The sequence below is a fragment of the Dyella choica genome (genome assembly GCF_003977665.1).
Taxonomy (GTDB): domain Bacteria; phylum Pseudomonadota; class Gammaproteobacteria; order Xanthomonadales; family Rhodanobacteraceae; genus Dyella_B; species Dyella_B choica.
Genome location: NZ_RYYV01000001.1, coordinates 151,879 through 164,211, shown reverse-complemented (window position 1 = coordinate 164,211; position 12,333 = coordinate 151,879). Strand labels below are relative to the sequence as shown.

Sequence of the window (12,333 nt, the reverse complement as noted above, 5' to 3'; positions counted from 1 at the left end):
CCGCAGACGCCTGGTTCAGGCAAAGCCCCGACGGGTAGATGTGAGGTCTGACGCGGTTGACTTAACCACCCGGGAAACTTACTATTTCACGGATATGTCCGCGACACTGCCAGAGTCCGTGGACGCTTGGCGCATGGTTTCCGCGCGGCGTTCGTTCCAGGGGTCACTGCCCATCGCCGCAATGTCTCGTCTGAGCGAGGCACTGGCGGATGATGCAGGTTTGGCCCAGTACCAGCTCGACTTCGGTCGGGACGAGTTCGGCACCGCCTACATCGAGGTTCGCGTCCAGGCGCCCTTGTGGCTGCTCTGCCAGCGCACGCTCGAGCCGTTCGTCATGCCTGTGGCGGTGGATACCCGCCTGGGCCTGATCCGTTCCGAGCGCGAGGAAGCCGCGCTTCCGGCCGGGTACGAGCCCCTGCTGGTGGGCGAGGACGACAAGCTGAACCCGGTCGATGTGATCGAGGACGAACTGTTGTTGGCGTTGCCGCTGGTACCGGTCAATCCGGACAGCGCGGTGCCCGAAGAAGTCACACGCCCGCCGGCGGAAGCGATTCCTGCCGAGGAGCGCCCCGATAACCCGTTCGCGGTATTGCGCGAACTCAAGAACAAATGATTTAGCTGGAGAAACCATCATGGCCGTTCAAAAGAGCCGCAAGACCCCGTCCACCCGCGGCATGCGTCGCTCGCACGACAAGCTCAGCACCGTGCAGCTGGCCACCGATCCGACCAGCGGCGAAGTGCATCGTCGTCACCATGTGACGGCCGATGGTTACTACCGCGGCAAGAAGGTGATCGACACCAACGTTGCGGTGGCAGACGAAGACTGATCCATCGAAATCCTTGGTTTCGTTCGCAAGGCGGCGCGGTGACGCGCCGCTTTGCGTTCTGCTACGCGTTGACGGCTATTGAACCGGCAGTCGCGGCAACGTAACGTTGCAGTCTTGGTGTTTTATGGTCACCCGCCGGGCGGATGGCATCAGGCACCTTGCCCGCTGATGGATAATCCATGACCCAGATCTACTCCCGCATCGTCGGCACCGGCAGCGCCTTGCCGGAGCGTGTTCTTACCAATGCCGATCTCGAGAAATTCGTCGACACCAGCGACGAATGGATACGCGAACGCACCGGTATTCGCCAGCGCCACGTCGCCGCCGAAGGCGAAACCACGGGGGATCTGTCCACGTTGGCTGCGCAGCGCGCGCTCGAGGCCGCCGGCGTCAAAGCGTCGGAAATCGACCTGATCGTGCTGGGCACCACCACGCCCGACATTATTTTTCCTTCTACCGCGTGCCTGGTGCAGCACCGTCTCGGTGCCAACGGTTGCGCCGCGTTCGACGTGAATGCGGCCTGCTCGGGTTTTGTCTACGCCTTGGGCGTGGCGGACAAGTTCATCCGCAGCGGGCAGTCGAAGAAGGTGCTGGTGATCGGCGCCGAAACCCTGACCCGCATGGTTCGCTGGGAAGAGCGCGAAACCTGTGTGCTGTTCGGTGACGGCGCCGGTGCGGTGGTGCTGGAAGCTTCCAGCGAGCCTGGCATCTATGCCACCTGCCTGCATGCGGATGGCGGCTACAAGGAACTGCTCTGGAATCCGGTCGGCGTCTCGGTTGGTTTCAAGGACGACGAGCCCAATCACGGCGTGCACATTCGCATGTCCGGCCGTGAAGTGTTCAAGGTGGCGGTGAAGACGCTCGATGCGCTGGTCGAGGAAACGCTCAAGGCTGCCAACATGGAAGCCGCGCAACTGGATTGGCTGATTCCGCATCAGGCCAACCTGCGCATCATCGAAGCCACGGCGAAGCGTTTGGGCATGCCGATGGAGCAGGTGATCGTCACCGTGGACAAGCATGCCAATACCTCGGCCGGCTCCGTGCCGCTGGCGCTGGATTTCGCCGTGCGTTCGGGCAAGGTGCGGCGTGGGCAGAACCTGCTGCTGGAAGCGTTTGGCGGCGGCTTTACCTGGGCCTCCGCGTTGCTGCGCTACTAAGAACGTCATTCCCACGAAAGTGGGAATAAGAACCATCATTCCCGCGCAAGCGGGAACCCATTTTGACCTGCGCAAAAGCAGAATGGTTTCCCGCTTACGCGGGAATGACAGCCGTACATAGGTTGGTCTTGCATCCCAACCTATGTACGGCTGCGTACGTCGTGTATTGATGGCACCATTTCGTTTTTCCTGATGGATCGCACCTGTTCATGACTCAAGCGTCCGCATCGCTCGCTTTCGTTTTCCCGGGCCAGGGCTCGCAATCGGTCGGCATGCTGGCCGAGTTGGCCGCCGCCCACGGCGAGGTGAAAGCCACGTTCGACGAGGCCTCGCAAGGTGCCGGCATCGATCTGTGGACGCTGGCTCAGCAAGGGCCCGAAGACCAGCTCAATCGCACCGAGAACACCCAGCCTGCCTTGCTTGCGGCCAGTGTGGCGGTGTGGTGCGTATGGCAGAAGCTTGGCGGCGCGCGTCCTGCGCAGTTGTCCGGGCATAGCCTGGGCGAATACAGCGCACTGGTTTGCGCCGGCGCCTTGTCGCTGCACGACGCTGCGGCGCTGGTGGCTGAACGTGGTCGTCTGATGCAGGCTGCAGTACCGGCGGGCGTGGGTGCGATGGCCGCGATACTCGGCGGCGACGAAGCACAAATTGCGGCCGCATGTGAAGAAGCTGCGCAAGGGCAAGTGGTGGCGCCGGCCAACTACAACTCGCCGGGCCAGCTGGTGATTGCCGGTCACGCCGAGGCGGTGGACCGCGCGCTGGCGAAGCTGGCCGAGCAAGGCATCAAGAAGGCGGTGAAGCTGGCCGTATCGGTGCCTTCGCATACCGCGCTGATGCGCGAAGCGGCCGACGAGCTGGGAACGCGCATGGCTTCCATCGCATGGCTGTTGCCGGCCATTCCGGTCGTGCAGAACGCAGAGGCGCGCAGTTACGCTTCAGTGGAAGAGATTCGTGGCGCCTTGCAGCGCCAGCTATATCTGCCTGTGCGCTGGACCCAATGCGTGCAGACACTGGTTGCAGGCGGCGCCACGCGCATCGCCGAATGCGGTCCTGGCAAAGTGCTGGCCGGGCTGATCAAGCGTATCGACAAGAGCGTGGAAGCCCGCGCCATCGGTACGCCTGCCGAACTCGATGCCGTGCGCAGCGAGTGGTCCTGAAGTTTTTTCCATCTTCGAATCCAGCCTCTCCGAAGGACAGCTAGCATGAGCACACTGCAGGGTGAAATCGCACTGGTCACTGGCGCCAGTCGCGGCATTGGCGCAGCCATTGCCGAAGAATTGGCCAACATGGGTGCCACCGTCATCGGTACCGCCACCACGGAAACCGGCGCTGCGGCGATCGAGGCGCGGCTTGCCCCGCAGGGTGGACGGGGACGTGTGCTGAATGTCACCGAAGGAGCTTCCGTCGATGCGCTGATCGACGACATCGCCAAGCAGCATGGTGCGGTGTCGATCCTGGTCAATAACGCCGGCATCACGCGCGACCAGTTGCTGATGCGCATGCGCGACGAAGACTGGCAGGCCATCCTGGATACCAATCTCACCTCGGTGTATCGCCTGTCCAAGGCAGTGATGCGCGGCATGATGAAGGCGCGCAAAGGCCGCATCATTTCGATCGCTTCGGTGATCGGGCTTACCGGCAATCCGGGGCAGTCCAATTACGCCGCGGCGAAGGCAGGCATCATCGCGTTTTCCAAGTCGCTGGCGCGCGAGATCGGTTCGCGCGGCATTACCGTCAACGTGGTGGCGCCGGGTTTCATCGATACCGACATGACCCGTGGCCTGCCGGAGGAGTCCAAGCAGGCCTTGCTGGGCCAGATCGCGCTGGGTCGGCTTGGCGAGGCGAGCGACATCGCCAAGGCCGTGGGCTTCCTGGCTTCGCCGGCCGCCGCCTACATCACCGGCGAGACCTTGCACGTGAATGGCGGCATGTACATGCCCTGAGCCAGGCGGCCGGGTCTGAAAAAAGACGTTACCGGGCGCGGTTTGCCCGTTTGAAACTCGCTGAAGACAAAAAAAGTCGTCACGGGAGCCGTTTTGGGTGACAATCGGCCGCTTCACGGCGAGTGGAACCCGCGCCGGCTGGTATTCCTGGCATAATTGGCGGCTTCGCGGCTTAGCCACTACAATGCCGCAGACTTTGCCGGAGGAAACCCGGCAAACGGACTAATTTCCCCTTGGGAGGCAAAGGCAACATGAGCACCATCGAAGAACGCGTCAAGAAAATCGTCGTCGAGCAGCTTGGCGTGAAGGAAGACGAGGTCAACTCGAACTCTTCGTTCGTAGACGATCTGGGCGCGGATTCGCTGGACACGGTCGAACTGGTGATGGCGCTCGAAGAGGAATTCGAAACCGAAATTCCCGACGAGGAAGCCGAAAAGATCACCACCGTGCAGCAGGCCGTCGATTACATCAAGGCCCACACCAAGGAATAATCCGCGTGGCGGGGCGACGCACACTCACGTCCCGTGCATCCACGTAGCGAAACGGGAAGCTGCGCCATCTAGGCGCAGTTTTCGTTTCTGCAATTTGTAACGTCCGATCCCGTATGGTGTGCAGGATCGGCACGCATAGCGAGTACGGAGGCAAAGCCTTGTGGCTGATCCTTCCCGAACCAGTTAGGAATTCGATCCATGAGCAAACGACGTGTGGTAGTGACCGGCATGGGCATCATCTCGCCGGTTGGCAACGACATCGCCACCGCCTGGAACAACATCCTCAAGGGCGTCAGCGGCATTGGCCCGGTTACGCACTTCGACGCTACGGCATATGCCACGCGCATTGCCGGCCAGGTGCGCGATTTCGATCCGGCGCAGTGGATTGCGCCCAAAGAAATCAAGAAGATGGATCCGTTCATCCACTACGGCATTGCTGCGGGCACGCAAGCCTTGCGCGATTCCGGGCTGGAAGTGACGGAGGCGAACGCACCGCGCATTGGCGTGGCGGTCGCCGCGGGCATCGGCGGCTTGAACACCATCGAAGACACCTCGATCGAACTGCATGAAAAGGGGCCGCGCCGCGTGTCGCCGTTCTTCGTGCCCAGCTCGATCATCAACATGGTGTCGGGACACCTGTCGATCATGTTTGGCCTGAAGGGGCCGAACATCGCCTGCGTCACCGCTTGCACCACCGGGGCGCACAACATCGGTCTGGCCGCACGCATGATTCAATACGGCGACGCTGACGTGATGCTGGCCGGCGGCGCCGAATTCGCGACCACCGGTACCGCCATGGCGGGCTTCTGCTCGGCCAAGGCCATGTCCACCCGCAACGACGAGCCGACCAAGGCGAGCCGTCCGTGGGACAAGGCTCGCGACGGTTTCGTGCTGTCCGACGGCGCCGGCGTGCTGGTGCTGGAGGAGTACGAACAGGCCAAGGCGCGTGGTGCGAACATCTACTGCGAACTGGTCGGCTTCGGCATGAGCGGCGATGCGTACCACATTACCGCGCCCAGCGAGGGTGGCGAGGGTGCGGCGCGCTGCATGGTTGCAGCCCTGCACGATGGCGGCATCAACCCCACCGACGTGCAGTACATCAACGCCCACGGCACCTCCACGCCGCTAGGCGACCTGGGTGAAGTGCTGGCAGCCAAGAGCGTATTCGGCGACCACGCGTACAAGCTGGCGATGAGCTCCACCAAGTCCACCACCGGCCACTTGCTGGGTGCCGCGGGCGGTGTGGAAGCGATCTTCACCATTCTCGCCATGCGCGACCAGGTGCTGCCCCCCACCATCAACCTCGACGAGCCGGGCGAGGGCTGCGATCTGGATTTCGTGCCGCATACCGCACGCGAAGCGAAGATCGATCTTGCCATCTCCAACTCGTTCGGTTTCGGCGGCACCAACGGTACGCTTGCTTTCCGCCGTATCTGACGTATCGCGTGAGCGGCATCGTTCGCAGTTTTACCGGCCGGCGCGACTTGCTCGCGCCGGCCGCTGCCTTTCCGGAGCGCTATCCGGCCTTGCTGGAGAGTGTGACGCGCGCGAATGCACACGCGCGTTACGACATCCTGTTCGCTTTTCCGCAATCCACGCTCACGTTGACGTCTGATGGCCTCGTACACGAGCCGGACGGGCGCGTGCATGCCGGACGATTTCTCGAATCGCTTGACGCAGCGTGGCGCATGGAATGTTTGCCACACGGCGCCGATGACGGACTTCCGTTCCACGGTGGCTGGGTGCTGCTGCTGGCGTATGAGCTGGCGGCAGAAATCGAACCGACGTTGCGCCTGCCTGCGTCGCAGCAGCTGCCGGTGGCGCTGGCCGTGCGCTGTCCGGCGGCCATCATCGTCGACCATCTGCGCGAGCGCACCATCCTGATCGCGGAAACTGGACAGGACGCGTTGCTCGACGCGATGGAAGCCGATCTTTGCGCCATGCCCGAGATAGCGCCGCTCGCGGTTCCGGAAGCGATCGAAGAAGATGCGCCTCAGCGCTTTCTCGATGGCGTGGCTCGCGTGCATGAACATCTCCACGCCGGCGATCTGTTTCAGGCCAATCTTTCACGGGCGTGGCGGGCGCGTTTTGCCCAGGCTCCGGCTGCGGCCAGCCTGTATGCCGCCTTGCGGCGCGCCAATCCGGCGCCGTTCGCCGGATTGTTGCAGCAGAAGGATTGGGCCGTGGTCAGTTCGTCGCCGGAACGGCTGGTCGAAGCGCGCCGCGGTCTGGCTCAAACGCGGCCGATCGCCGGTACGCGTCCTCGCGTGGCCGGCGATGACGAACTTGCACGCATCCGCGAACTCACCGCGCATCCGAAGGAGCGCGCCGAACATGTGATGCTGATCGACCTGGAGCGCAACGATCTGGGACGCGTGTGCAAACCTGGCACGGTGGAAGTGAACGAGCTGATGGTGGTGGAAAGCTACGCGCACGTGCACCACATCGTTTCAAACGTGCGCGGACGATTGCGTGAAGGGGTTACCCCGGGCCAGGTGATTGCAGCGACGTTTCCAGGCGGCACCATCACCGGTTGTCCCAAGGTGCGCTGCATGGAAATCATCGCGGCCCTGGAGGATGCGCCACGCGGTGCCTACACCGGTGCGCTGGGCTATCTCGACCGCAACGGCGACCTGGACCTGAATATCCTGATCCGCACGCTGAGCCTCAATGGCCGTGAAGTCAGCCTGCGCGCGGGCGCCGGCATCGTGGCGGACTCCGATGCGGACAAGGAGCTGGATGAAACGCGCGCCAAGGCACGCGGCGTGCTGCGTGCCTTGGGGGTGGCCGGCTGATGATGCTGGTCAATGGCCAGCCGTGCGACAGCGTCTCGGCGCTCGATCGCGGCTTGAGCTATGGCGATGGCTTGTTCGAGACGATTCGCTTCGAATTTGGCAAGGCGCCGTTGTGGGCCAGGCATATGCAGCGATTGGCTGCTGGCTGCGAGCGCTTGCGCATTCCCATGCCGGATGCCGAAGGGCTGTGGCAGGAGGCGCAGCAGGTCGGTAGCGGGCAGGCGCGATTCGTCCTACGCATTACCTTGACGCGCGGCCTGGGTGAGCGAGGTTACGCGCCGCCCGTGTTTGCTGCGCCAACCCGTATCGTTGCGGCTTTTCCCATGCCCGCGATCTCCCGCGAACTCTTTACCGGCGGTATCCGGCTGCACCGCTGCCGCACCTTGCTGGCGGACCAGCCGCTACTCGCCGGCATCAAGCACCTCAATCGCCTGGAGCAGGTGCTGGCGCGGGCCGAATGGAACGATCCCGCCATCGGCGAGGGCTTGCTGTGTGATAGCCATGGGCACGCTATTTCGGCCACCGCGGCGAATCTTTTCGCTGTCGTCGATGGCGTGTCGGTGACGCCGGCGCTGGATCGTTGCGGGGTGGCCGGGGTGGCCCGGGCGGAGCTGCTGGAAGCCTTTCCGGCGTGCCAGGTGCGGGACTTGCCGCTGCACGAAACTTTGCGTGCTTCCGAGCTCTTCCTCAGCTCCAGCGTTCGCGGCATCCTGCCGGTTCAGGCGGTGGGCGATACCGTGTACGCTCCCGGTCCGGTCGTTCGAGCGATGCAGCAGCATTGGCTCGGCTTGGGGTTTGCAATGGAGCAGGCATGAGTCTTGGCGATACACAACGGGGGCGCGTATCGCGGCGCGCGCTGCTGGTAATCCTATTGCTGGCGTTCGCTGTCGTCGCGGGCTGGTTCTGGCTCAACTTCACGCGTTTCGCCGTGACGCCATTGCGCGCCAACGCATCGGGCGAGAGCGTCGACATCGGGCGCGGCACCAGCTTCAAGGACATCGTGCACCAGTTGCGTGCACAAGGCCTGACCACGTTCGCTCCTGTGTACTGGCGTCTGTTGGCGGAGAAAATGCACGTGGCCGGCCAATTGCATGCCGGTGAGTACGCCATCACGCCTGGCATCACGCCGACGGAGCTGCTCAATGCCATGGCGCAAGGCAGGGTGATGCAGCGCAATGTCACCATCGTCGATGGCTGGACCTTTCGCGACGTCTTGCAGGCTCTGGCCAAGGCCGACAAACTGAAGCACGAAACCGCTGTTTTGGATGATGCGGCCATCATGCGCAGGATCGGCGCGCCGGACGAAAAGCCGGAAGGACGTTTCCTGCCGGAAACCTATGCCTACGTAAAAGGCGACAGCGATCTGGATGTCCTGCGTCGCGCACACGAAGCCATGAACAGGACGCTGGCGGCATTGTGGTCGCAACGCGATCCGGGCGTGCCATTGGCTACGCCTTACGATGCCTTGATTCTCGCCTCCATCGTCGAAAAGGAAACCGGCCGGGCCGACGAACGTCCGCGCGTTGCCGGCGTCTTTGTCCGCCGCCTGCAGAAGAACATGCTGCTGCAGACCGATCCTTCCGTGATCTACGGCATGGGCAGCAGTTACGCGGGCAGCATCCACAAAAGCGACTTGACTACCGACACGCCGTTCAACACTTATACGCGGCCCGGCTTGCCGCCTACGCCGATTGCCATGCCTGGCAAGCCGGCGATCGCAGCGGCCTTGCATCCGGCCGCCGGGGATGAGCTGTACTTCGTGGCGCGCGGCAACGGCACGCATGCGTTCGCCAGCACGCTGGAAGAACAGAACCGCAATGTCGCCTGCTACCAGCTGAAGCATTGCCCATGAGCCGGCGCGGACGTTTCATTTCGTTGGAAGGCGGCGAAGGCGCGGGCAAGAGCACCTTGCTCGCCGGTTTGCATGCGCATTTGATGCAGCAAGGCGTGAACCTGCTGCAGACGCGCGAGCCGGGCGGCACGCCGCTGGGCGAGGCGATCCGTTCGCTCGTGCTTGATCCGGCCCATGCCGCCATCGGCGCAGAAAGCGAATTGCTGCTGATGTTCGCTTCGCGCGCGCAATTGGTGCGCGAACGCATCGTGCCGGCGCTGGAGGCAGGGCAGTGGGTGTTGTGCGATCGCTACGTGGATGCCAGCTATGCGTACCAGGGTGGTGGACGCGGCCAGCCGATCGAGCGCATTGCCCAATTGGAGGGCTGGGCATGTGATGGCGTAAAGCCTGACCTCACCTTGTTGCTTGATCTGCCGGTGTCGACCGGGCGCGCGCGCGCCGCGCGCCGCGGAGCAGCGGATCGCATCGAGACAGAAGCCGATGCGTTTTTCGAGCGCGTTCGCCAAACCTACCGCGAACGCGCGCAGGCGGAGCCGCAACGTTTTCGTGTGATCGATGCCAGTCTGCCGCAGGACCGGGTGTTGAAAGCAGCCATCGCGGCGACGGCGCATCTGTTCGAGGCTGGCTGATGAGTATCCCCTCCTGGCAGGTTGAACATTGGGCACGTCTGCAGTCGCGCCGCCAGCGTGATGCCCTGCCGCACGCGTTGCTGTTGTGTGGCCCGCAAGGCCTGGGCAAGCGCGATTTCCTGCGCCGCTTCGTGCGTGGCCTGCTTTGCCAGCAACCGCATGAAGGTGATGCCTGCGGCACTTGCCGCAGCTGTCTTTTGTTGAACGCCGGCACGCATCCGGACTACGTCGCGCTGAGCTACGGTTTGCGCAAGGACGGCGTGCAGCGTCAGGACATCGTGGTGGATCAGATCCGCGAACTCTCGGCGCGGCTGGCTACCGCCAGTCAGTTCGGCGGCTGGCAGATCGCGAGCATCGATCCGGCTGATGCGATGAATCACGCAGCCGCGAACGCCCTGCTGAAAACGCTGGAAGAACCTGCTTCGCAAACCATGCTTGTGCTGGTGGCCGACGCGCCATGGCGGATGCCGGCGACGATCCGCAGCCGTTGCCAGCGGATCGAATTCCAGTTGCCCGGGCGTGAAGCGTCTCTGGCCTGGTTGCAGGAGGTCGGGGTACGCGATGCCGAAGCTGCGCTCGCCGCGGCGAGCGGCAATCCCGGTCTTGCGCGGCTATGGGCGGAACAGGGCTCGCTGGCTCAGCGCCAGGAAGTCCGCAAGGATCTTGCCGCGCTGGCCTCTGGGCGCGGTGACTCCATGGCCGTGAGCAAGCGCTGGCTGGAAGATGCGCCTGAGCAGCGCCTGTGGTTCGCCGCCCAGGCGGTTGCCGATGAAATGCGCGCGCGCGCATCCGCGCAATCCGCGCCGCTGTCCAGCACCCTGGACAGCGAAGGACTGATGGCCTGGTACGACACCGCCAACCGTGCGCGCGAGGCGCTGCGTGGCCCGCTGCGTGGCGACTTGTTGCTGCTGGAGCTGCTGGGGCGCTGGCGCTGATGCGGGGATGGCCCGTTCCTGCGCAATCCCGGCTGTTGGTGGTGGCGCCGCATCCGGACGATGAGACGCTTGGTTGCGGGGTGTTGCTCCAGCAAGTGCTGGCCGCAGGTGGCGAAGTCCGGATTCTGTTGCTGACCGACGGCGACAATAATCCCTGGCCGCAGCGTTACCTACAGCGACGCTTGTTCATCGACGATGCGTCGCGTCGCGCCTGGGGCACCCGGCGGCGTGAAGAGGTGATGCATGCGCTGGGGTGTCTGGGTGTGCCGGCGGCCGCGCTGCAGCCGTTGGGGTGGCGCGATATGGAAGTGACCCACCGGCTGCGAGACGATGCGGCCGGTACGGTCGAGTCGATCCGCGCGGCCGCCGAGGCATTCCGGCCCAGCCTCGTTGCCGTGCCGGCGCTGCGGGATAGCCATCCTGACCATGGTGCGGCCCATGTGCTGTGCCGGCTCGCCATGATAGGGATGGAGCCGGAGCCCAAGCTGCTCGCCTATCCCGTACATGGTGCCGCCCAAGAGCCCGGTTGTCCGATCTCGCTGGAAGCCACGGCCGAGCAGCGTCAACGCAAGCTGGCGGCGCTCGCCGAGCACCGCACCCAGATGGCGCTGAGCGGACGGCGGATACTGCGCCTGGCGGATGGTCCGGAACGCTACATACGCGTAGAGGGTGGGGCAGAAGAGGGGCGTCTGCCCTGGCGGCCGCCTACGCTGCTACGACCATGGCTGCGGCTGCTGGTGGCGACGTCGTCTGGCGTACGCGATTGGCCATGGCCGGAGGCGCCGGTGGCGCGCGATGCCCGCGGAACGTGGCGGCTGGAACGGCCGGAGGCAGGGCAGGCTTTCGTGAAGCTGCACCTGGACTGGCGCTCGCCCTGGATTTTTGACCGCTGGGGCTGGTGGGAGGCCTGAAGGACTGCTCGCTGCCGGCAACTGTGCCTCCCCCGAGGGGTGGGGGCGGAGTTGCTGGTGTTCGTTATGGATACTTACGGGCATGGCGCTCACTCTGCGCTACACGTCTTTGCGTGCATCAAGTTGCATGGTTAGGATGTACCTCCACCACTCACCGCCAGTGCTGTAGTCAGGGGAGCAGGCATGAACCCGGTCGCCGCCCGTCAGGGCATCATCTCGCTGAAGTTCAAGGACACGGCTTCGCTGTACAACTCGTACATGCCGTTCCTGAAGCACGGCGGCCTGTTCGCACCCACCGCCCAGCGCTATTCGCTGGGTGACGAAGTAGTGCTGCTGATCAGCCTGATCGACGAAAGCGAGCGCTTGTCGGTGGCTGGCAAGGTGGTGTGGATCACCCCGATCGGCGCGCAGGGCAATCGCACGGCCGGCATCGGCGTGCAATTCAACGATTCGTCCGACGGCGAAGCGGCACGCAGCCGCATCGAGGCCCTGCTGGCGGGCGTGCTCAATTCCGAGCGCGCTACGCAGACCATGTAGCAGTCCTGTTCAATCGAAACCGATACCCCCGCCTGCTCGCACAAAAAGCGTTGCCCAAGGGGGCGGGCGTGCGCCTGCGCGGAGATATTGAGCGCCATGGCGACAATCGCCTGTTGCAAGAAACAAAGCTTGTTTGGATGAAACAGGCTCCAAATGCAAGAAACGGCCCATACTGCACCACACAAGGCTTGTCGGCCTACCCGTGCCCGCTGATACAATGTCGTGATTCTCGGGCCCGTCCCGAGGATCGTCGAGC

General features: G+C 63.8%; 14 protein-coding genes. All 14 read left to right on the top strand.

The window, feature by feature from the left end; translation table 11 throughout:
- The first annotated feature begins 94 nt into the window (after positions 1-94).
- The 14 genes from EKH80_RS00810 to EKH80_RS00745 all read left to right on the top strand — a co-directional run bounded on the left by EKH80_RS00810 (position 95) and on the right by EKH80_RS00745 (position 12,077).
- The gene (locus EKH80_RS00810; protein WP_425481122.1) at positions 95-613 is read left to right on the top strand and encodes a YceD family protein; all 519 of its coding nucleotides are present in this window, start codon (positions 95-97) and stop codon (positions 611-613) included.
- A gap of 19 nt (positions 614-632) precedes the next feature.
- Entirely contained in the window at positions 633-827 is a 195-nt protein-coding gene (gene rpmF / locus EKH80_RS00805; RefSeq protein ID WP_126682826.1) for a 50S ribosomal protein L32, read from the top strand.
- Positions 828-1,006: 179 nt separating this feature from the next.
- A complete protein-coding gene (locus EKH80_RS00800; protein ID WP_126682825.1) occupies positions 1,007-1,984 on the top strand; it encodes a beta-ketoacyl-ACP synthase III in 978 nt (325 codons plus the stop codon).
- Positions 1,985-2,193: 209 nt separating this feature from the next.
- Positions 2,194-3,141 carry an ACP S-malonyltransferase gene (fabD, locus tag EKH80_RS00795; RefSeq protein WP_126682824.1) on the top strand — a complete coding sequence of 316 codons (948 nt, stop codon included), beginning with the start codon at positions 2,194-2,196 and terminating at the stop codon, positions 3,139-3,141.
- Positions 3,142-3,186: 45 nt separating this feature from the next.
- A complete protein-coding gene (gene fabG / locus EKH80_RS00790) occupies positions 3,187-3,927 on the top strand; it encodes a 3-oxoacyl-ACP reductase FabG (protein WP_126682823.1) in 741 nt (246 codons plus the stop codon).
- Between the two features lie 251 nt (positions 3,928-4,178).
- A complete protein-coding gene (gene acpP, locus EKH80_RS00785) occupies positions 4,179-4,418 on the top strand; it encodes an acyl carrier protein (RefSeq protein ID WP_126682822.1) in 240 nt (79 codons plus the stop codon).
- 198 nt (positions 4,419-4,616) lie between these two features.
- Positions 4,617-5,855, top strand: a complete 1,239-nt coding sequence (fabF, locus tag EKH80_RS00780) for a beta-ketoacyl-ACP synthase II (protein WP_126682821.1) — start codon at positions 4,617-4,619, stop codon at positions 5,853-5,855.
- A gap of 8 nt (positions 5,856-5,863) precedes the next feature.
- Positions 5,864-7,213, top strand: a complete 1,350-nt coding sequence (locus EKH80_RS00775) for an aminodeoxychorismate synthase component I (RefSeq protein ID WP_126682820.1) — start codon at positions 5,864-5,866, stop codon at positions 7,211-7,213.
- Positions 7,213-8,028, top strand: coding sequence for an aminodeoxychorismate lyase (gene pabC, locus EKH80_RS00770; protein WP_126682819.1), 816 nt, complete (start codon positions 7,213-7,215; stop codon positions 8,026-8,028). Before EKH80_RS00775 ends, pabC begins: the two co-directional genes overlap by 1 nt.
- Positions 8,025-9,065, top strand: coding sequence for an endolytic transglycosylase MltG (gene mltG / locus EKH80_RS00765; protein ID WP_126682818.1), 1,041 nt, complete (start codon positions 8,025-8,027; stop codon positions 9,063-9,065). Before pabC ends, mltG begins: the two co-directional genes overlap by 4 nt.
- Complete coding sequence (gene tmk, locus EKH80_RS00760; RefSeq protein ID WP_126682817.1) at positions 9,062-9,694, top strand: dTMP kinase; 633 nt, start codon at positions 9,062-9,064, stop codon at positions 9,692-9,694. The genes mltG and tmk overlap by 4 nt, the downstream gene beginning before the upstream one ends.
- Entirely contained in the window at positions 9,694-10,629 is a 936-nt protein-coding gene (gene holB, locus EKH80_RS00755) for a DNA polymerase III subunit delta' (protein WP_126682816.1), read from the top strand. Before tmk ends, holB begins: the two co-directional genes overlap by 1 nt.
- Positions 10,629-11,540 carry a PIG-L deacetylase family protein gene (locus EKH80_RS00750; protein WP_126682815.1) on the top strand — a complete coding sequence of 304 codons (912 nt, stop codon included), beginning with the start codon at positions 10,629-10,631 and terminating at the stop codon, positions 11,538-11,540. Before holB ends, EKH80_RS00750 begins: the two co-directional genes overlap by 1 nt.
- 183 nt (positions 11,541-11,723) lie before the next feature.
- Positions 11,724-12,077, top strand: coding sequence for a PilZ domain-containing protein (locus tag EKH80_RS00745; RefSeq protein ID WP_126682814.1), 354 nt, complete (start codon positions 11,724-11,726; stop codon positions 12,075-12,077).
- Positions 12,078-12,333 lie beyond the last annotated feature (256 nt).